Source organism: Mucilaginibacter terrenus (genome assembly GCF_003432065.1).
GTDB classification, from domain to species: Bacteria; Bacteroidota; Bacteroidia; order Sphingobacteriales; family Sphingobacteriaceae; genus Mucilaginibacter; species Mucilaginibacter terrenus.
The window spans coordinates 753,220-775,155 of sequence record NZ_QWDE01000001.1 but is presented as its reverse complement, the minus strand read 5'-3'; the positions used below and the strand labels follow the sequence as shown (position 1 = coordinate 775,155).

Below are 21,936 nucleotides of genomic sequence, written 5' to 3'. Positions count from 1 at the left end.
ATGGCATACCACATATATTTCGAGAACGCGGTCGCTGCCGCCCGGACGCTGAACCTTGCACCCGATTTAATAAACGCGGTATTACTGGACGTAGCAAAAGCAGCCGTGTCGCAAACAACGATACTACTGGCAGAAAACCAGAAAGATCTAGACAGGATGGATCCTGCCGATCCCAAATATGACAGATTGAAACTAACTGCCGACCGTATAGCTGCTATTGCTGCCGATATTAAGAATGTGGCGGGATTGGAGAGCCCGCTTGGCAAAATTTTGTCGGACGATACACGTCCTAATGGCCTGCAGATAACAAAGTTAAGGGTACCTCTGGGTGTAGTAGGAGTCATCTATGAGGCCAGGCCAAACGTTACTTTCGATGTATTTGCTTTGTGTTTTAAAACAGGTAACACCAGCATACTAAAGGGTGGCAGCGACGCCGAATTTTCTAATAAAGCTATCATCAAGATTATTCATGATGTGTTACAGCAGTACAGGATCGATGTAAATGCCGCCACCCTCCTGCCACCCGAACGCGAAGCGACTGAAGCCTTGTTAAATGCCGTTGGTTATGTAGATGTACTGATCCCACGCGGCAGCCAGGGTTTAATAGACTATGTACGCATCAACGCTAAAGTGCCGGTGATAGAAACCGGGGCTGGTATTGTGCACACGTATTTGGATGAGACCGCCGATCTGCAAAAGGCTGCTGCTATTATCGACAATGCAAAAACCCGGCGTGTAAGCGTGTGCAATGCTTTGGATTGCCTTATCATCAATTCTGCAAGGTTAAATGAACTTCCTTTTCTCGCGTTACCACTAGCCAGCAAAGGCGTAGAACTTTATGCAGATAAACTGTCCTTCGCTTTTCTTGAAAGCCATTATCCTGCCTGGCTGTTGCACCACGCGCAGCCAGAACATTTCGGTACAGAGTTTTTATCAATGAAAATGGCGATTAAAACAGTTGACAATATGGAAGAGGCACTGGTGCATATCGCTAAAAACAGTTCAAAACACAGCGAGGCAATACTATCCGAAAACCCTCAACATATTGAAGCCTTCCTGAACCGGGTAGATGCGGCTGCTGTATATGTGAATGCCTCTACGGCATTTACTGATGGAGCGCAGTTTGGTCTCGGTGCTGAGATTGGCATCAGCACACAAAAGCTGCATGCCCGCGGACCCATGGGACTGGAAGAACTCACCAGCTATAAATGGATAGTACGTGGCGAAGGACAAATAAGGAACTAATATTAACACCTGGGCTAACAATGCCCTAAAAGCCTGCGGCCAAAAAGCTTGCCTTTGGACACCTGCAGATTCGCCCATATTTAATAAGTATTGAGATAGTTATTAATGAAAATGGCCCATCGATCCGATAGGCCATTCTGTAATTAAAAAACTTTCGGTCTACACAGCTATACTCTCCACCGCTTTTTCAAACGCATGTTCAAGAACGCCTGGCACCTTTAAGCCTTCAGCACGGTAAACGGTCACATCGCTGACGCCCAACATCCCGAATACACTTTTCAGATAAGGCTCTATAAAGTCGTATCCTTTCATCGGGCCTTCAGAATAGATACCGCCGCTGGAGATAGCCAAATAAACTTTCTTGTTGTGCACCAATCCCTCAGGACCTTTCTCTGAGTAACGGAAGGTTTTACCAGCACGGATGATGTGGTCTAACCAGGCTTTCAATGTTGAGGGAATACTGAAGTTGTACATGGGCGCATCTATTACTATAACGTCAGCGTCCATTAGTTCGGCTATTGCTTCATCGCTGTGTTTAACGGCGGTCGCCAGTTCCGGGCTGTGCTGTTCTGCAGGTGTGAAAAAGGATGTTAAATGTACCTCTTCCAGGTGCGGGAACGGTGTACTGGTAAGATCGTGCACCGTAACTACGCTGTCCGGTTCTTTTGCCTGCAGCCTTTCTACTATTGCGTTACCCAGTTTTCTACTTACCGACGCGTTGCCGCGGGGGCTCGAAATAAGATGTAATATTTTCATGTTTTATCTATTTTAATGATGGACAAACCTATGTTTGTTTACTATTAAAAAGATATTACTATCCCAAAGGATAGCGGTATGCTTTAGGATAGTTAGCACCTTTGCGCCATGCCATACGACAGAAAACATAGTAGTAAAGAATGTACCGGAGCCATGAATTCTGTAAAGGATGCGCTGTACGTACTAAGTGGTAAGTGGAAGTTGCCCCTTATATTGGCGCTTAGCGAAGGGCCGATGAGATTTAATGAGGTGCAAAAAGCACTAGCGGACATTACTCCTAAAGTATTATCAAAGGAACTGCGCGACCTGGAACTAAATGAGTTTGTGGAGCGTAAGGTGTTTGATACCGTACCGGTGACCGTTACTTATGAACTTACGCCATATAGCCAGTCTGTGTGGCCCATTATTGACGCATTGAAGGAATGGGGATCGCAACATCGTGAACGGATAATCAAGACCAGGCGAACTGTTTCGACCACCGAGAAAGCATAACAGGTGTCCCGCTTTTAAAGCGGGACACCCGGGACAGGTAAATATGTTAATGTACTGACCATTAGATGTTTACATATTACAAGCGAGACACTCCGGGACAGTACAAATACTTCAACAAAACTTGCCTAATATGCTATTTGATAAGTACTTATGCAATTATTACAACTCTCAAACTGAAAAGGCTGGGACACTTCATTTACGACAACTGGGACACCAGTCTTCTTACACTGGTCGCTTATTTTAGCTGATCCAGATGATGCCTTATATGGGCTATATAGTCGTTCGCCAGGAACTCTACTGTAACAAAGCTTACTTCGTGCCGGCCATTGTCGCAGGTGATGCTTATTCTGTTGGGTGGATAGTTTACAAGCACTCTTACTATCTGCATGTTTATTAAACGCCAAAGCTGCAGCAGTTCAAATATGTCGGCATCATTGTAGTGCTGTACCTGCACCCATTCATCCTGGAAGTATACCAGCTTAAAGCATTCTTCGTAGGTGCACCTCACCAGGCGCTGTAAGTTAATGTGCGCGCTATCTATCAGGTGTCCTATAATCTGCTTGTTGCTCCATTTACCGGGCGCGCCGGTATGGTTCCAAATAATGAGGGCCGACCGGCTACCAAGAAACCCATTCACTACATCTTTCAATTGATTGGCGACATCTATCATGCTAAGGCAGGTTTAAAGAAATTTGATTTTAAAGATGGCGATTTCCACATTAATAATTCAAAAAAAATTAACTTCAAGCCCTTAAACACTACTATGGCGCTTAATTACATCTGGATAGCCTTTTTTCTTATAGCATTTGTTATAGCATTATGCAAGCTCATATTCCTGGGCGATGTTGACGCTTTTAAATTGCTGGTGGATGGCATGTTCGATATGTCGAAGTCATCGGTAATGGATATTGCTTTACCCCTTGCGGGCAACATGGTGCTGTGGCTGGGTATCATGAACATAGGGGAACAAGCCGGCGCCATGAACTTTTTAGCGCGCATAGTAGGCCCTTTCCTTAGCCGGCTCTTTCCGGGGGTACCAAAAAACCACCCGGCCAACGGGCAAATGATGATGAATTTTTCGGCTAATCTTCTAGGGTTGGACAACGCTGCTACCCCGCTTGGGCTGAAAGCAATGGGCAGCCTCCAGGAGCTTAATCCAGATAAAGAAACCGCATCTAATGCGCAGATTATGTTCCTGGTGCTGCATACTTCTGGTTTACAGCTCCTGCCGGTAACCATTATTGCGCAACGTTATATACTACATGCTAAAGATCCTGCAGATGTGTTCCTGCCCTGCATAATAGCCACCTATGTAGCAACTGTAATTGGTATGCTTGCTGTAGCGATAAAGCAGAAGATAAATCTGTTTGACAGGGTTATACTAGCCTGGCTCGGCGGCATGACAGCCTTTATAACCCTGTTAGTTTGGTATTTCACCACGCAACTCAATCACGATCAGATATCTTTAGTATCAAAGGTCATTAGCAATACGCTTATATACTGTATCCCGGTGGTTTTCATCTTAGGAGCAATGCGTAAACGTATAAACGTGTTTGAAGCATTTATAGATGGCGCTAAAGAAGGCTTTGGCGTGTCTGTCAAGATCATTCCGTATTTGGTTGCAATGCTGGTTGGTATCAGTGTTTTTCGTAATAGTGGTGCATTAACTTACCTTAACGATGGCGTACGCTGGCTGGTGACCCAGGCAGGGTTAGACACCCGTTTTGTTGATGCCTTACCGGTAGCTTACATGAAACCACTCAGCGGCTCTGGCTCAAAAGCGATGATGATCAGCACCATGCAAACTTATGGGGCGGATAGTTTTGCCGGTAGGCTGGGATCTGTATTCAACGGTTCGGCAGATACCACGTTCTATATTGTTGCGCTTTATTTTGGTTCGGTAGGCATCAAAAAATCACGCTACGCTATTCCATTTGGTTTAATAGCTGACCTAGCCGGTGTTATAGCAGCAATTTTTATCAGCTACTTATTCTTCGGATAGCAATGTAATATCTTAAGTTACTTTATTAAAATCTAGCTGACGCAAAACATTTCGGCACTCTTTTTAAGATTACCGCTATCTAAAGTGTAGATGATACAATATCCCTCTATTGGTTATAGGTCACTTAACTGTTTATCAGCAAGTTAAAATTTCGTCGTTTTTTTTAATTTAAAGCAACTTTCAAGCATCCACACCCGTAAAAATAATCGATTACACAAATGACAACCGCTCTGCTTTGCAATTGGTTTAACTGTGAAAGTCTCCCTCTAATTGATTTTTGCGAGTTTGAATGGATAGAATTTCTACTAAAGTCCTTTTACTTACTTGTTGCTTATTCTTCCTGTTTGCTGCAAGCGGCTTTGCCCAAACAATAACAATAGGTACTATAGATCCCGGCCCATACGGACAGGGATCTACCATTGCTGCACCCTTTGAGTTGAACACATCCTCAGGATGCACAAGCTCTACCAATATCTTTACCCTTTACCTTTCAGATGCCGCCGGCAATTTTAGTTCTGCTACGGCTATAGGAACATACAAGGGTTTTTATGGAACTTTTGTAAATGGCATAATCCCTACTGGAACACCGGCAGGCAGCGGCTATAAATTGCGCATAACCAGTTCAGATCCCGCTGTACTGCCAACTACTTCGGCACCATTTACTATAACAGCGTCAGATGGCATACAGGCCGGCGTTACATCGCAATCTATTAATAGCGACAACCCGGATGTATTTGGCGCCTGTATTGGAACTAACAATGCCGCATACCCGTTTGTAAACGCATCATCTAACGGAGCTGCGACAACCGCGAGCTTTTATAACGAACTATCAAAAACAAACGAAGGCACCATTGCTGTAGACGGGCATTCGTTTATTGCAAAAGCTGCAAACTATACGGTGTTGGCAAGAGCCGAAAGTAATGGAGTAGTTGGCACAAAGGCTTACACGCTTATCAACAACGTAGTAAACAATAGTTTTGGCGCATCTGGCAGTAACCTGGTTTGTTTAAACGACAAAAATAAGCTCACCTATATAGTAGATGTAAGCACAGCAAACGGTATCCAGAAAAACTATCCAGGCATTATCTATAATGTTACCTGGGGAGATGGCTCCAGCACCAACTACACCCTTTGTGATCTTGTTAATTCAGGAGGATTGATACAGCATCTGTACAAGGCTGCATCCTGCGGAAACGTGGTGAACGGCCAGGTAAACGTGTTCCAGGTTGATTTGCAACCTACCAGTCCCTTTTGCGGTAAGGTAGGTACACTTGTTACCGGGTATGCAAAGGTATTGTCCCCTCCTATCAACAAAATATCCGGTCCACTTACCGGCTGTACAAACACGCTTGTTTCGTTTAACAATTCATCAGAAACCGGGCAGGATCCGAATGCTAAAACTGCTGATTGTTCAAATGCAAACGCCAAATACACCTGGAGTGTAGACGGAGTTGTTGTTGCTTTAAATTACCCCGTGTCGCAGCCTTTTGAACACACCTTTACCTCCAATGGGCAGCACACAGTAACATTGCATTTGCAGGACGGCAGTAACATCTGTGATGTTAAGGATGTAGAAACGACTATTTGCATCCAAAATGCGCCAAAACCATCTTTTACTTTGCCAGATGGTGGGGCTATATGTACCGCAGGTCCGCTTAAACCTGTAAACACTTCGGTAGTAGACGAGGTATGTAACACAGGAACCGTATACAAATGGATAGTTAAAGGGCCGCAGCCTATAACCTATTTAAGCGGTACAAACGCCAACAGTAAAGATCCGGTCTTCAATTTTACGGCGAGTGGTGTTTACACGGTACAATTAAGCATCAACACGGCGTCTTGCGGTGAAGTACTATCATCTACCGGTACAGTCGCGGTTAACCTTACTCCTACAGCAACATTATCGCCCGACGCGTTATTGTGCGGCAAGGGACTGACGCTAACTTTCGGTCCGTCGGGCACGGTAACTAAAACCATTCTTACCGGCACCCAGCTGGAATTACCGGGTACCTACACATGGATAGTTGGCGGTGGCGCTTACAGCTTTGCAAACGGCACAACTGCTAACAGTAAATCGCCTCAGATCTTGTTTAACGATTATGCGGTTTATACTGTGAAAGTAACTCATGTTAACAATTGCGGTACCGCCACCGATTCGCAGCAGCTGGCTTTTCAGGAGGCACCCGTTGTTACCTCCGGTGGGGATCAAACTATTTGCGAAGGTAGTTCTGCAACGCTTGAGGGTAATATCACCGGCAATGTTGTAAGCTATAAATGGTCAGGCGGAACGGGTACCTTCTCGCCATCGCGCAATGTACTGCAGGCAGTTTACACGCCATCCGCAGCAGAAATAAGTGCAGGCACAGTGACGTTGTCCCTGGATGCATTAACCACACTTGCGGCTCCGTGTAACCTCATAAGCAGCACCGCTACCATCGCTATTACACGTAAAGACAATATTACCAGTACAGCAACAGCAGATGTTTGTACAGGACAAAATTTCAACTACAATATAACTTCGGCTAACCCTCTTAGTACCTACAGCTGGACTGCGGTACTCACTTCTGGTAACGCGACCGGCTTTGCGGCTACGGGCAGCGGCCCAACTATAAGCGAGATCATCAACGCTACCGGTACGGGCGATGCTGTAGTTACCTATATCATCACGCCGACAACGAACGGCTGTCCCGGCAATCCATTTAAGCTTACTGTAAACGTTAACCGTATACCAAACATCAGCGCATCGCCATCAGCTGTTTGCAATACGCAGGCTGCTAATGTTGTTATCACGTCGAGCACGGCAAACACCACCTACACCTGGACAAGTATTGCTACAACGGGTGTAACAGGTAATAGCAAACAAACTACACCAGTGGCAATTAGCGCCATTCAGGATGCTCTTACCAATACCGGCAATGCAAACGGCACGGTAACCTACACTATTACACCTTATCATGGCGCGTGTTCTGGCGCGCCCATAGATGTTATTGTAACTGTTTATCCTGCTCCTGTACAGGCGAGCGCAGGCCCTGATGAAGCAATATGCGCAGGCCCCACCTATCAGCTTAAAGGAAACTCGCCCGCGCCGGGCACAGGCGTATGGACGCTGGCTTCCGGCCAAAGCGGCATAACTTTTTCCGACAACACTAATCCTAATGCTATAGTTAGCGGCCTGCAACCCGGTAACGTTTACCAGTTTATATGGTCGGTTTATTCGTCACCATCCTGCCCGCCTACAAGCGATGCTGTTAACATCACAGTAGATGAGCCAACTATAGCCGGTACTGTAGCCGGTTCGACAACCACATGTTCAGGTTCAAATAGCGGCTTGCTTACTTTATCAGGCAATAATGGTAAAGTGCTGAGCTGGGAATCATCAACAGATGGTACAACCTGGGTTAATATTGCCAACATCACTGCGCAGCAAAGTTATCTTAATCTCACCCAAACCACTTTTTACCGGGCAGTTGTACAAAATGGCGGCTGCAATGTAGAACGATCATCAACAGCTACTATTACAGTCAATCAGCCTGTACAAATAGCCAACGCAGGCGCCGATTTTACGGTTTGCAACGCCGCGTCCGCCAAGCTAAACGGCAACAGTCCCCTGCCATATACGGGCCATTGGACACAGGTAAGCGGCCCGGCAGTAACTTTTGCTGACGCGGCAGACCCTCAAACCCAGGTAAATGGACTGATATCGAATAATACCTATAAATTTACATGGACAATTACCGGCCTGCCACCCTGCGGCGACTCGCAGGACACCGTAGAAGTATTTGATGCCCCTGATGTAATTGCCTCTTTTAAAGCCGATAAAGCAGAAGGTTGCGGACCCGTAACTGTGCAGTTCAGCAATACGTCGTCGCTTATCACAGGTACATCGTTCCTTTGGGACTTTGGTGACGGTTCCGCCACTTCTACAGAGGTAAACCCTGTACATACGTTCCATCCAAAAACAGACGGCAGGGATACTATTTATCACGTTTTGCTAAACCTTCCGGGCAACTGCGTACAGCGATCACCGTTTGTGTTGGACATTTTGGTGAGGCCAGCTACCCCGATTATTAAGATATCGCCGGATGAGCTAACCGGCTGCGGAAGTTTAGCCATACGTGCACAAAACCTTTCGCCAGGCAATAATACAGGTTACGACTACTACCTGTACGACAATAAAGGAAAGCTGGCGTTGCCGGTCATACACAAGACGGATAAGTCTCCCGTGCAATTCGCAGCGCTCTCGCCAACTGTTACTACCGTTTATACACTTTATGCAGTAGCTACAGGATTTTGCGGCACTACAAGCGAGAGCACGCATATTAATATTACCGTTTCCCCTGCTGCGTTTATTGCACGCGCTTTTGCGAAAGACAACCTGCATAAAGGCTGTGCCCCGCTAAACGCCACGTTTGTAAATATATCTACCAGTGGGGATACCTTTAGGTACCGCATTACAGATGCCAATGGAAAGCTGGTGGAAGAGATACAAGGCAGCCCAACAGAACAACCATATACATTTGCAAAACCAGGTATTTATTACGTGCATACCATTGCCATAAACGATTGTGCTGCTGTTGTATCTAAAGACAGCATACAGTTTGAGGCCTACGCCTTGCCTGAGCCAAACTTTGATGCAGATATAAGATCAGGATGTAAGGCTATCACGGTTAGTTTTAGTAATCTCACTCAAGCCAATGCAGGCACTCCGGCTTCATCGCTTAGCTATGACTGGGACTTTGGCGATGGCAAGCACTTTTCAGGCTTTACGCCGCTGCCGCACACTTACTCGTCAAAGAGCCCTTCGTATACCGTGAAACTCACCGTAACTAACCTGGCAACAGGCTGCGCCCAAACAATTACAAAAACGGATTTTGTAAAAGTAACGGCTGCTCCAAACGTCGATTTCACAGCAACACCTGGTTTTATAACCAGCATACCTAATTATCACTTTGCATTTGACGACAGAACATCCGGAAACCCGGTAAGCTGGCATTGGGATTTTGGTGATGGAACGACGGACATCGGTCAGAACCCAAGCCATACCTATGCCGACACCGGCACTTACAAAGTGACGTTGCGCGTGCTTAACCGTGAAGGCTGCGACAGCACCATTTCACATAATGTGCAGATCACAGGCATCCCCGGGCAACTTTATCTGCCAAATGCGTTTATGCCAACCGGCAGTACTACCGAACTACAAACCTTTATGGCTAAAGGTTCGGGAATTGAAAGCTGGCACATGCAGGTATTTAACAACTGGGGCCAATTAGTGTGGGAAACCACGAAACTAAGCAGCAAAGGCGAACCTACAGAGGGTTGGGATGGGACCTTCAAAGGCAGCCCGGCTCCGCAGGGTAATTACGTTTGGCAGGCAACCGCACATTTCCTTAACGGAACAGATTGGAAAGGCATGAGCTACAATAACTCCCTGCCTAAACGCACGGGTATAATACATTTATTAAGGTAAGATGAAGAGGATAACGACGGTTTGTATTATTGTATTTATGGGGTTGCTTAAGGGGTTGAGTGCAACGGCACAAGACCACATGTATTCGCAATTCTTCAACAACCCCGTATATCTTAATCCTGCACTTAATGGGCAATTTGAGGGTGATCTGCGCATGAACCTAATTTACCGCAATCAGTACACTACTGTTGGCGGCGGCGGACTCTCCTACATGTCGGCATCAATAGATTACAACGTGCCGCGTTTTGGCGGCGGGTTTGGCCTTATCTTCACCCGTGCCAGCGAGGGAACAGCCTATTTAAATAAGAATAATATATCGGGTATTTACTCCTACAGTGTTGGGTCTGATGATTTTGTATTGTCTTTTGGCTTGCAGGCGGGCGTTAGTAACCGCTCGGTAGATTACAGCAAGCTGGTTTTTGGCGACCAGATAGATCCACGCTTAGGGTATATTCCCGGGTTACCTACAGCGGCAGATGCGGGGCTATTCAACAACAAGTTTTACTTTGATTCTGGTGCCGGTGTCAATGTCACAGCCGGTGAGTTTAACATAGGTGGTGCTTTGCAGCACATCAACCAGCCAAACGAATCGTTCACGGGTGTACCGGCAAAGCTTCCTATGCGGGGAACTTTTCATGTGAGCTATCGCTACAACATCACGCAGGACGACAATGTGGATGAGGATCAAAAATCGTATATCATACCTTCTGTAGTGCTTTACAAGCAATCTACTGCACAGTCGCTAAACGTAGGCGTCCAATATAAACGACGTAGCATAAACGCCGGTTTGTGGTACCGCAGCGATGGCGTTAGTGGCCCGGGTGCAGTGGTGGTCTCTTTTATTTTCGACGTTTTTATCAATCGCGAGGGTGCAGAAAAAATGCGACTTGGTGTAAGTCATGATGTACCTTCTGGCAGAGGCCTCAACTACAGCAATACCAGCGGGACCACCGAGGGCAGTATAGGCTACGAAACAACCTTGCCATCGCGACAGAACGACTACCGCAAATTTAATGGTGCCCGCAGATGCTACGATTTTTACTAGTTTTGGAACTTATTACGATTTAAAGCGTAGTAAGCTCTTATGAATCAGGATTACTTACAGGATAAAACAGTAAAAAAGAAATCTGCTGTTAAAGCAGCTTACCTGCTGGTATTAGCGGGGATAGCAATTGTTATAATTGTGGCTAAAATTGCAGGTTCCGGATCGTTGCCGAGCTTCAATGGCCTGCCAACAAGTGACGCGGCATATTCCATAGCCAAGGTGTATATAAGGCCAACAGTACGGTCTAACAGCGTATCATTTGAGGACGGCAACTATAAATTTGCAAAAAAGTCCGATTCAGTCTACGTGATAAAGTCATCCTATACAGCTAAAGGTCCCAATGGAGAGAAATCTACTACAAATTTCACCATTTCATTGCGTTACCTCGGTGGTAATGCATCAAGCGAAAGCAGTTGGAGCATGCTCGATCTTAACCAGGATTAATCCCTATCTTCGAAAGGTATGGATACGGGAACAAAGGACTTTATCATAAACGGGTCGGCTGTTATTGGCAGGGCGCAATATCAAACCATAGTAAACAGTGGCCACCACAACATTATAGCTGATGAACCGGCTGAAGATGGCGGTACGGATACCGGTATGTCGCCTTACCAATTATTGTTGGCTAGCCTGGCGAGTTGTACCGCTATTACCCTGCGCATGTATATTAACCGTAAAAGGTGGGCAATAAACGAAATAAAAGTTAATCTGGAGATGTACCGCACGAATGACGGAATATTGATTGACAGCCGCTTATACTTTAAAGGGGAAATTACAGAAGATCAACGAAAGCGCTTGATAAAAATTGCTGATGCCTGCCCTATTCACAAAATCCTGGTAGGAAACATCACTATTAACACCAGCCTGGCGCAAGATTAACTATTTAAGTCCTTTTACAAAAATATCTATCAGCAGCAAACGCTTATTGTGTATCTCTTCAAGATGCTCCATTTTGGGGAATGACACCTTCTTTTGAGGCAGCGCGCCGACCTTAATCCCCTGCAACGCGTCCAGGAATACGTCAACAATCTCTGAGGGGTTTTTAACTGAACTGATTTTGCCAAGCTCAGCCTCCGCTTCAATAGCATTTACCAATAACTGCATTTCGGCTCCATGTATATCAGTTATCAGCGCCCATATGCTGTCAGGCAAATTCTGTTCGTTAAGTCTTATAAAATCGAAGAAGTTGTAATTAGTGACGATGAAATTGTGGTGAGTATTCACCTGGAACTCGAACGCGTCTCTCAAGCTGGTAAAATTGTCCCTTTTATCTTCGAGTTGTTTCAGGTATTCGTTAGCAAGCTTGCGCATCACAGCCATGTACAGCTCGCTTTTGTCCGGAAAGTAATAATAAAGCAAAGCCTTAGACATCGATAGATCGCCGGCTATTTCGTTCATTGTGGTTTTAGAATAACCATAATGCAAAAAACGCTGGTGAGCAGCGTCTAAAATTTTTTCACGTTTAATATCTTGAGGATCTATGCCTGCATTCATTATAAGTATATTCTCCCGGAAAGATGTATAAAGCCTGACTAATTTAACAAAAATATCAAAATTTCAGGAGCACGACTGCTCCACACTCAAAGATGATATTCAAATGGAAAAATCACGCGTTTTGTGTAATGGCTGCTCCGGCAGCAATTACCAGCACATCTTCAACTGCGCCAATATAAGGATCGGGAATTTTTGTGCTTTTAACCACAGCTCTGCGCAGTAAAAAACAACCAAAAGTAGAAGCAACTGCGGCCGCCCCTCCAATTAAACCGCCAACAACCGGCGGTTTTCCGTTTGCACGATATACAACACTCCCAACCAGCATTCCCGATATTGCCCGCCCTATTAATCCCGGAGCACTTGTACGATTAGGGGCGGTAGGTAGCTTATCTCCTACCAACTCTCCTGCAGCAAGTACCTTAAAAATCTTTGAAGCAGTTATGCTTTGCATAAAAGAAAGAGGATCATGACGCAGGTAGCGCGACTTATGTCTGCTGTACATATGCGAGGCGACTGCCGGCGCATACATAGTCCTCATGCCGGCAACTAGTCCAAGCCCTACCGCCTGTAAAAAAGCTTTATCTGGTGTGATATTCATTTTATCTGCTTTAAAGATTGTAGAAAAGCAACAATCATTCCTAAAGCAGCTATCAATCAATTTAAATAAACAATTAGATACCTAAAAAACTTATTATGATATAATACCTTAAACTAAACTTATGAAACTACATGAAAATAACGCTCTTGGGGAGCTTGGGAGCGCCATTGGAAAAGGCTTGCTTGCAGGGCTTGCAGCAACAGCAGCAATGACGCTTTCACAAACCATAGAGATGAAGTTTACGAAACGAGAACCTAGTGATGCTACGGTTACCGTGGCTGAAGATGTCACCGGTGCTAAACCGGCTACAGATGAAGACAAACAAAAACTTTCTCAAGAGATACATTGGAGCTATGGAACAGCCTGGGGTGTCGCGCGCGGAATAATCGGCTTAACGGGCCTGAAAGGCTGGCCGGCAACGCTTGTTCATTTTGGAGCGGTGTGGGGCACGGCCCTTGTAATGCTGCCGAAGCACGATGCTGCCAAGCCCATAACAGAGCAGGAACCAAAGGCAATTGCCATTGATGCCTTACATCATGCTGTTTACGCAGTAACTGCAGGCTTGGTTTATGATGCGTTGGACGCAGGGAGCAGGCGCGAACGTAAACTGCACAAGATGGCCCGCAACCTTAACAAACTAGTGCAGAGATACAGGTATGTTGCGTGATTTCTACCAAGCTACTTAAAACATGAAAGCCGCGCCAGGATACTGACGCGGCTTTCTTATTCAGCAAGAGCTATTAAACTTCTGCTATTTCTATTTTGCGCTTTTCTTCAACCGCGGTCTCTTTTTTCCCGAAGAAGTAATTCTTCATATTAACGCGGATGATATACATACATGGCACCAAAATCAGCGTGATGACTGTTGCGAAGCTCAGGCCAAAGATCATTGTCCAAGCCAATGGTCCCCAAAAGGCAACGTTATCTCCACCAAAGTGGATATGCGGATCAAAATGAGTGAACAAGCCCACAAAGTCGATATTAAAACCAACTGCAAGCGGTATTAACCCGAGTATAGCTGCTGTAGCTGTAAGCAGTACCGGTGTCATACGGGTATGGCCTGCTTCAACTACTGCATCGTGCAGGTTAGTGCCCTGTTCAATCAGCATATCTGTAAACTCCACTAGCAATATACCGTTTCGCACAACAACACCGGCGAGTGCTATTATACCTACCCCTGTCATTACGATAGCCATGGTCATACCAAAAATGCTTACACCAAGTAGTACACCAATAATACTAAAGAATATTTCGGAAATGATAATCACGGTTTTACCTACCGAGTTAAACTGGATCATCAGGATGATTAGGATCAAACCGAATGATGTTACCAGAGCTCCTCCAAGGAAGCTAACTGCTTCCCTCTGATCTTCCTGGCCACCACCCTGGCGTATGCTAATATCATCCGGGTGCTTAAAGTTTGCTAATGCTTTATAAATGTTATTATTTACGTCATTAGCGTTATACGGCTTTATCACACTCGAACCTAAGGTAAGCACGCGCCGCTGTTGCTTACGCTTAATATTACTATAAGTATCGGTATACCTGATGTCGGTAAAGGCCGAAATAGGTACCTGGCGTATAGCACCACCTGTTGCCAAATCGCGGTAGGTAATTTTTAAGTTGCGCAGTTCATCTATGTTGCCGCGCTGGCTTTCTAAAGCTCTTACTTTAATTTCGTAATCATCCTCTTTGGTGTTACGGAAGTCGGCAGCTTTAGCGCCAAATATAGCAGTACCCAGCGCTTGTGTTATTTGCCCGCTGGTTATCCCTTCGCGATTGGCACGTTCGCGGTCAATATCAAATACAATTTCAGGCTTATCGTTCTGTACGTCGGCAACCAGGTTTTCTATACCAGCGATGTTTTGTTTGGCAAGAAAAGTTTTCAAACGGTTGCTGGTTTTCACAAGCGAATCCAGGTTATCTCCTATCAACTCTATCGAGATGTCTTTCTGTACCGGTGGACCGCTATTCTCCTGTGCTACGTTTATTTTAGCTCCTGGTACGCCTTGTACCGCTTTACGAATTTTAGCCAGAATTACTTTTGTGTCTTTGCCATTGCGTTTACCAAACTCCTCAAAAGCTACGGTAACTTTACCTTTGTTTTGGTAATCACCCTGGTCCTCATCGGTCGGGTCGGTTACGCCTTTGGTAACGTTAGATATTACAGAAGTTACAATGTCTTTGTCCGGCTCAACAATAGCGGCAACACGCTTTTCTATCTTCTTGGTTACCTCGTTTGTTGTCGCCTGGTCGGTTCCTATGGGCATTGTGATGTAAACGTAAACAAAGTTAGGGTCGCCCGACGGGAAGAATTCAGGAGTTTTACCACGCACAACCATTAATATGATAGCCAGTATAAACAACACAAATGTTCCTAATAGCACGGTCACTGGTCGTTTTACCGCACGCTCCAGCCATTTAGCATACCAGTTCTGAAAACTTGGCCACACATTCTTTTGGAACCTGTCAATTATTTTAAGCAGGAAGAAGTGGTTAAGAAGGTAAAGCACTATAATAAGCACCATAAAGTTACCTATACCAAAGTTTATCAGGTAAGCTACAACCGTGGCAATGCCAAGGTAGATCAAAGCACGTTTGGTTGCTTTGTCAAACTTAGGATTATCATGTTCGCCTTCTACATGGGGTTTCATAAAATCTACGGCAAATACCGGGTTCATGATGTAAGCCACTACTAACGATGCCAGCAAGGTGATAATGAGCGTTATAGGCAAGAAGAACATGAAGTCGCCTATCAAGCTGTTCCAAAATGCCAGCGGTACAAATGGCGCAAGGGTTGTCATTGTGCCGGAGAATACCGGTAAGAACACCTCTCCTGCCGCGGTTTTAGCAGCTTCCTTAATGGGTACTTTACCGTTTTGGAATATACGGTGCGTGTTCTCTATTACCACAATGGCATCATCCACTACTATACCTAACGCAAGCAGGAAGGAGAACAGTACGATCATGTTGAGCGTGAAGCCTATCCATGGCATTACCAGGAATGCAATAAAGCACGATAATGGAACTGATAGCGCCACGAAGATGGCGTTAGTAGTACCCATAAAGAACATGAGGATAACCGTAACCAGTATAAAACCGATGATAATTGTATTAATAAGGTCATTCAGTGTAGTCTTCGTCTTGGTAGACTGGTCGCCTGTTACAGTGATGTCTAACCCTTTAGGAAACGATGTCTTTTTCTTATCCAGTATCAGGTTATTGATCTTTTCCGAAGCTTCGATCAGGTTTTCCCCTGCACGCTTACTTACGTTAAGGGTAATTACGTTTTTAAAGTTAGGGTTGTCGTTGGTCTTTAAACGCGCGTAGGTCTCCTGCTCCAGGAAGGAGTCCTTTACCTCAGCTATGTCGCGGAGGTAAACAGCTTGTCCTTTAGGGTTACGAATAACCATTGCAGCCACCTGGTCGGCGTTCTTAAAATCCTGCTTAATGTCAATACTGCGGCGTACACCGTCCAGCTTTATAGTACCTGCAGTAGAAAGGATGTTTTCACGTCCTACAGCACCTGTAATATCATCAAACGTGATCTGCGCCGCCGCCATTTTGTTCAGGTCGACATTGATCTGGATCTCGGGTGTTAGCGCGCCAATCTCGTCAACTTTAGAGATTTCTTTGTAGCTTTCTATTTCGTCTTTTAAGATATCAGCATACTCTTTCAGCTTTTTAAGATCATAGTCACCAGAAAGGTTGATGTACAGGATCGGCAGGTCAGACACGTTAATGTCCGATATTGTAGATTCTTTTAAGTTTACATCACCCTGGGGTAAATCCTGCTGGGCTTTGTCTACACCTTCTTTAACACGCACCTTAGCATCATCCAGGTCAACATCAGCCTGAAACTCGGTAGTGATGATCGATACGTTTTGCACCGAGTTAGATGTCACCTTCTTTAACCCTTTAAGGGATTTCAGCTGCTTTTCTATCTGCCTGGTCACCAGGTTCTCGATATTCTCAGGCGACTGGCCAGCATATATGGTGCTTATGAATACCTTTTTCTGCGCAATATCCGGGAAGTTTTCCTTTGGCAGGTTGTTATAGCTGATGAGGCCCATTACCGTGATCAACAAAATGAGCACGTAAATAGCCGTTTTATTATCTATGGCCCAACTGGAGGGCGCAAATTCTTTTTTTAGATCTTTCATGTTTTTAACAGATCAGGGGTAAATTAATTAGCAGATGCCGCAACCTTTAGCTTGTCGCCATTCTCAATATCAGTAGCACCTTCGGTAACTAATTGATCGCCGGCTTTAAGACCAGATAATATTTCAGACTGTCCGCCGTAAGTAACACCTACTTTAACCGGCACACGCTTGGCAATACCGTTTACGTTGGTGTAAACAAAGTCTCCGTCTTCTGAGCGCTGCACTGCCTTAACTGGTATAGCAATGGCGTCTGCTTTAGTGTAATCTGCAATTTTAATAATAGCAGTCATGTTAGGGCGAAGCGTAGAACGTACAGGTAACTTTATCTCAACTGCAAAGCTTCGTGAAGTTGGATCAATAGCTTTTGCAGCGAAAGTTACCTTGGTAGTAAGTGAATCTTTCGCATCAGGTATCAAGATCTTAACCGCGTTACCAGTCTTAACGCTACCGGCGTAAGACTCAGGGACGTCTGCTTTCACCTTCAGGATATCGGCATTTACAATGCGGATTCCCGTTTGTCCCGGCTGTGCAACCTGACCTAGTTTAAGATCCATTTGGTCGATTGTACCACTTATAGGAGATACTATGCGATACAGGTTAGCCTGTTCGCGCAATGCACTAAGCGATTTTTTACCAGCCTGTAAGTTGGTTTGCGCTTGAAGGAATTGCACTTCGGTACCTATCTTCTGATCCCACAAAGCTTTCTGACGCTGATAAAGTTGTGTTTGTAACGAGAGCTGTGCTTCTGCCTGTGCTATTTGCTGGCGCAGCACGCTGTTATCCAGTTGTACCAGCACCTGCCCTTTACCTACATGCTGCCCTACCTTTACATAAATATTAGTGATAGTACCAGGTGATTGCGGATAGGCTGTCACGTTATCCTGTGCATCTATCTTGCCCTGTATCTGTACATAGTTTACAAACGAACCCGATTTCACCTCGGCAACGCCTACTTCAATTGCTTTAGTAGAATCTACAGTTCCTACTTCGGCCTGCAGCTTGCTTATTTTGGAGTTGATCTCCTGCTGCTGCTTCTGCAGATCGGCAAGTTCAGCCTTTTTATCCTTTGGTTTAGAGCACGCCGCCGCTAACAGGATGACAGGTATGTATATTAATTTTTTCATGTTATATATTGTGTATAATGTTTTAGTTTATTACTGAATTTTGCCGTAAGCCCTGTTCAGATCTACGCGGCTCACCAGCGCATCATATAGGCTTTGTATATATTGATTATCAGCGGTTTCCAAAGCGGTTTGCGCCTGCGTAACCTCAATGCTGGAACCTACGCCCTGCTGGTACTTAATTTTAGAAACCCTTAAAACTTCCCTGGCTAAATCCTGATTTCGTTTTTGATTATTAAGCGACTGAATACTATTAAAGTACATGATCCTTGCAGACTCTGCCTGTAGCGTTAAACCATTTTTGAGGCCATTTAACAGATTGCGATTCTTTTCTACTACAATGGCCGCTTGCTTAACGCGGTTAGTACGCTGGAAGCCACTAAATATTGGCACATTCAATGTTAGGCCAATATAACTGGATGGAAAGCTAGTAGAATATAGATTGCCAAAGCTGTTGTTCTGGTATGATGATGCGTAACTGGCATTGGCACTTAATGTAGGCAAGAACTGCGCTTTTTGACGTTTAAGGTCAAACTCGGTTAGCTTTAGATTACTTTCACTTAGCTTGTATTCTATCCTATTCTTATAAAAAGTGCTGTCTGTGACCGTTTCAGCCACGTTCTGTTCAAGAGGAACACTGGTCAGATCGTCTCTCAGGGTCAACACATCGTCGGCACTCATCCCTAGCTGAAACTTAAGCAATTGATAGTTCAGCGCCAGTAACCTTAATGTGTTCTCGCGGGTTGTTACCAGGTTATTATACTGAACAGAAATACGATCGACATCTATCTTCTCTACAAAGCCCTGTTTGTTTTGGGCAGTGGTTTGTTTTACCTGTTCAGATAGTTGTGCAATGTTGGCGTCAAGCAGTTTTACCTGTTCGTTGCTCACAAGTACCTGGTAGTAAGCTTTTGTAACTTTAGCAGTAATGTCAATTCGTGTGTTTTGATAGCTGCGTTCGTAAAGTTCCTTATACGTTTTCCGTCCCTGTAAACCGATGATGTAACTCGGGTCAAAAAGTAACTGGCTAAGCGTTAGTGCAAGATTAGATTGATATTTAACACCAAACTTTACAGGAATAAAGGTTCCTGCCGGCTGACCAAAAAACTCGCCCGGAAGCAATGTTGTAGGCACTTTAAGATAATCCTGGAAAGTAGCTGCTCCACTTATCTGCGGGAAGCCCTGTCCAATAATTTCTTTCACCCGATAATCGGCGCTTTTAACGTCCAAGCCGGCGTTTATAGCGGTGTCCTTATGTGACAGCGCATAATCTACTGCTTCCTGCACGCTGAAGTTAAAGGTGTGGGGCGTCTGCTGTGTTTGCGCCCGTGCTGTAAAGCCGGCTGCTACACAGCTAATTATTAAGAGTATTCGTTTCATTTTATTATATGATAGGTCTGTTTATGTTGTTTGCGCAAAAAGAAGGTATTTATTGACAGCCTTATGTCAGCAGGCTTTTTATATAATTGCATGTTCTGTTTTGTATTGATCAAGCAATTTATGCCCCTTTAGGGTACAAATACCATAGTTAAAATGCTCCTGCAATTGCATCTGCACCTTCCACGTGTTAAATTGGCCTATAGGGAAGATCTGAGTATTAAAACCCATCTCCACCTGGTTCACCCGCATCCTGGCAACAATTTTAACATCCAGGTCCTCTCTCATACAGCCTTGTTCAATGCCTTTAATAATTAGTTCTTCCAGTTTATTGGTTATTACTTCAGATTTAAACCGTTGAAATTCGGCCCATGCATCGGGATGATATTTTTGCAGATCATGAAAAATAATGGGATTGATTCTGGAGAAGATCTCTTCAGAACATTTCATCATATTAATCATCTCTTCAATAACATTGGCGGAACTGTTGATTATGGCCGTCATCTGGTCCTCATCCTCCTTTAATTTAGCCTTAATCAAAGCAATCACCAATTCATTTTTGTCGCTAAAAAACTGGTAAATGGTTTTCTTAGACATCCCTAAATGACGGGCAATATCGTCCATGGTAACGCTCTTGATACCTGCCTGCAGAAACAGCTCTAAACTTCCTTGTATTATTCGTTCTTGTTGACTCATTGACTTTGATGGTCAAAACTATGGAAACATTTTTAGATTTCAAAGTTTCCAAGCAAAAATACTTGTTAATGACAAACTCATCTAAATCGCCGCACATTCTTTATTTGATTATCTTTGCAAAAACTCTATCAAATGGAATTAAATTCCTTAACCGCTGTCTCGCCTGTAGATGGCCGCTATCGCAATGCCACCGCAGATCTTGCAGATTACTTTTCTGAATTCGCACTTATAAAGTACCGTGTGTTTATAGAAATTGAATATTTTATTGCATTATATCAGCTGCCGGTAAAGCAGCTAAACGGCTACGACGATAGTAAAACTGGACTATTAAGGGATGTTTACCGCAATTTTACTGAAGATGATGCAGCATCGATTAAGGAGATTGAGAAAACAACCAACCATGATGTTAAGGCTGTAGAATATTTTATAAAAAAGAAGTTTGACGAGCTGGGGCTTTCAGCGTTTAAGGAGTTTATTCATTTCGGGTTAACCTCCCAGGATATTAACAATACGGCTATACCTTATTCATTTAAGGCGGCTATACATGATGTTTATATCCCGCAGTTGCACAGTCTTATTGATGTGCTGAGGCACTATGCTGCGGAGTGGGCCACTGTTCCGTTACTTGCACATACCCATGGACAGCCAGCTTCGCCAACACGTTTGGGGAAAGAAATAGAGGTTTTTGTAGAAAGACTGATAAATCAGCTGCACCTGTTGCGTGCAGTGCCGTACTCGGCAAAATTTGGCGGTGCTACGGGTAACTTTAACGCACACAAAGTAGCCTACCCTGATACCGACTGGAAAGCTTTTGGTAACCACTTTGTAAATGATGTGCTTGGCCTTCACCGTTCGCAGTTTACCACACAGATAGAGCACTACGACAATTTTGCTGCACAATGCGATGCGCTGAAAAGAATAAACAACATCATCATAGATCTGAACCGCGACATGTGGACCTACATATCTATGAATTATTTTAAGCAAAAAATTAAGGCTGGCGAAATAGGCTCATCGGCAATGCCACACAAGGTAAATCCGATTGACTTCGAGAATAGCGAAGGCAACCTGGGCTTAGCTAATGCCATGTTTGAGCATCTTGCTGCAAAACTACCTATATCACGTCTGCAACGCGATCTTACGGACTCTACTGTGCTGCGTAACATCGGTGTGCCGGTTGCTCATACCTTAATAGCATTGAAATCTACCATTAAAGGCCTTAATAAATTGCTGCTCAACCAAACAGCCATTAACGACGACCTTGACGCCAACTGGGCTGTAGTTGCAGAAGCGATACAAACTATACTGAGGCGCGAAGGGTATCCTAACCCATATGAAGCATTAAAAGAACTTACCCGCACTAACACAAAGGTGAACGCACATACCATTGCGGAGTTTGTTGATACTTTGGATGTGTCTGCGAGCGTTAAAGAAGAACTAAAAGGTATTTCGCCCCATAATTATACAGGCATTTAATAGG

General features: G+C 44.6%; 17 protein-coding genes. 9 read left to right on the top strand and 8 right to left on the bottom strand.

Translation table 11 applies throughout. The features are described from left to right. A complete protein-coding gene (locus DYU05_RS03250; RefSeq protein WP_117381545.1) occupies positions 1 to 1,245 on the top strand; it encodes a glutamate-5-semialdehyde dehydrogenase in 1,245 nt (414 codons plus the stop codon). Positions 1,246 to 1,404: 159 nt separating this feature from the next. Here the strand turns inward: DYU05_RS03250 and DYU05_RS03240 are convergent, their stop codons facing one another. Continuing rightward, entirely contained in the window at positions 1,405 to 2,001 is a 597-nt protein-coding gene (locus DYU05_RS03240) for an FMN-dependent NADH-azoreductase (protein WP_117381544.1), read from the bottom strand. A gap of 108 nt (positions 2,002 to 2,109) precedes the next feature. Between DYU05_RS03240 and DYU05_RS03235 the strand changes: the two genes are divergently transcribed. Beyond that, positions 2,110 to 2,493 (top strand): winged helix-turn-helix transcriptional regulator, encoded by a 384-nt coding sequence (locus DYU05_RS03235; RefSeq protein ID WP_117381543.1) that lies wholly within the window; start codon positions 2,110 to 2,112, stop codon positions 2,491 to 2,493. 235 nt (positions 2,494 to 2,728) lie between these two features. Here the strand turns inward: DYU05_RS03235 and DYU05_RS03230 are convergent, their stop codons facing one another. Further along, positions 2,729 to 3,163, bottom strand: coding sequence for a DinB family protein (locus tag DYU05_RS03230; RefSeq protein WP_117381542.1), 435 nt, complete (start codon positions 3,161 to 3,163; stop codon positions 2,729 to 2,731). 93 nt (positions 3,164 to 3,256) lie between these two features. Between DYU05_RS03230 and DYU05_RS03225 the strand changes: the two genes are divergently transcribed. The 5 genes from DYU05_RS03225 (at position 3,257) to DYU05_RS03205 (ending at position 11,886) form a co-directional block, all read left to right on the top strand. Beyond that, positions 3,257 to 4,495, top strand: coding sequence for a nucleoside recognition domain-containing protein (locus DYU05_RS03225; protein WP_117382936.1), 1,239 nt, complete (start codon positions 3,257 to 3,259; stop codon positions 4,493 to 4,495). A gap of 289 nt (positions 4,496 to 4,784) precedes the next feature. Further along, positions 4,785 to 9,962 (top strand): PKD domain-containing protein, encoded by a 5,178-nt coding sequence (locus DYU05_RS03220; RefSeq protein ID WP_117381541.1) that lies wholly within the window; start codon positions 4,785 to 4,787, stop codon positions 9,960 to 9,962. 1 nt (position 9,963) lies between these two features. Next, a complete protein-coding gene (locus DYU05_RS03215) occupies positions 9,964 to 11,007 on the top strand; it encodes a PorP/SprF family type IX secretion system membrane protein (RefSeq protein WP_117381540.1) in 1,044 nt (347 codons plus the stop codon). 39 nt (positions 11,008 to 11,046) lie between these two features. Further along, positions 11,047 to 11,451, top strand: a complete 405-nt coding sequence (locus DYU05_RS03210) for a hypothetical protein (protein ID WP_117381539.1) — start codon at positions 11,047 to 11,049, stop codon at positions 11,449 to 11,451. Positions 11,452 to 11,469: 18 nt separating this feature from the next. After that, positions 11,470 to 11,886, top strand: a complete 417-nt coding sequence (locus DYU05_RS03205) for an OsmC family protein (RefSeq protein ID WP_117381538.1) — start codon at positions 11,470 to 11,472, stop codon at positions 11,884 to 11,886. On the opposite strand, the gene DYU05_RS03200 is transcribed toward DYU05_RS03205, so the two are convergent. Further along, positions 11,887 to 12,501 carry a TetR/AcrR family transcriptional regulator gene (locus DYU05_RS03200; protein ID WP_117381537.1) on the bottom strand — a complete coding sequence of 205 codons (615 nt, stop codon included), beginning with the start codon at positions 12,499 to 12,501 and terminating at the stop codon, positions 11,887 to 11,889. It abuts the gene before it with no gap. A gap of 112 nt (positions 12,502 to 12,613) precedes the next feature. Continuing rightward, on the bottom strand, positions 12,614 to 13,099 hold the full coding sequence (locus DYU05_RS03195) for a DUF4126 family protein (RefSeq protein WP_117381536.1): 486 nt from the start codon (positions 13,097 to 13,099) through the stop codon (positions 12,614 to 12,616). A gap of 121 nt (positions 13,100 to 13,220) precedes the next feature. On the opposite strand from DYU05_RS03195, the gene DYU05_RS03190 reads away from it, so the two are divergent. Continuing rightward, the gene (locus tag DYU05_RS03190) at positions 13,221 to 13,766 is read left to right on the top strand and encodes a hypothetical protein (protein WP_117381535.1); all 546 of its coding nucleotides are present in this window, start codon (positions 13,221 to 13,223) and stop codon (positions 13,764 to 13,766) included. 73 nt (positions 13,767 to 13,839) lie between these two features. Here DYU05_RS03190 and DYU05_RS03185 read toward each other — a convergent pair whose 3' ends face one another. The 4 genes from DYU05_RS03185 to DYU05_RS03170 form a co-directional block, all read right to left on the bottom strand. After that, on the bottom strand, positions 13,840 to 17,262 hold the full coding sequence (locus tag DYU05_RS03185; RefSeq protein ID WP_117381534.1) for an efflux RND transporter permease subunit: 3,423 nt from the start codon (positions 17,260 to 17,262) through the stop codon (positions 13,840 to 13,842). 23 nt (positions 17,263 to 17,285) lie between these two features. Continuing rightward, positions 17,286 to 18,386 carry an efflux RND transporter periplasmic adaptor subunit gene (locus tag DYU05_RS03180; RefSeq protein ID WP_117381533.1) on the bottom strand — a complete coding sequence of 367 codons (1,101 nt, stop codon included), beginning with the start codon at positions 18,384 to 18,386 and terminating at the stop codon, positions 17,286 to 17,288. 30 nt (positions 18,387 to 18,416) lie between these two features. Continuing rightward, positions 18,417 to 19,763 carry a TolC family protein gene (locus DYU05_RS03175; protein WP_117381532.1) on the bottom strand — a complete coding sequence of 449 codons (1,347 nt, stop codon included), beginning with the start codon at positions 19,761 to 19,763 and terminating at the stop codon, positions 18,417 to 18,419. A gap of 78 nt (positions 19,764 to 19,841) precedes the next feature. Then, the gene (locus DYU05_RS03170; protein ID WP_117381531.1) at positions 19,842 to 20,456 is read right to left on the bottom strand and encodes a TetR/AcrR family transcriptional regulator; all 615 of its coding nucleotides are present in this window, start codon (positions 20,454 to 20,456) and stop codon (positions 19,842 to 19,844) included. Between the two features lie 132 nt (positions 20,457 to 20,588). Between DYU05_RS03170 and purB the strand changes: the two genes are divergently transcribed. Then, positions 20,589 to 21,932, top strand: a complete 1,344-nt coding sequence (gene purB, locus DYU05_RS03165) for an adenylosuccinate lyase (protein WP_117381530.1) — start codon at positions 20,589 to 20,591, stop codon at positions 21,930 to 21,932. The last annotated feature ends 4 nt before the right edge of the window (positions 21,933 to 21,936 follow it).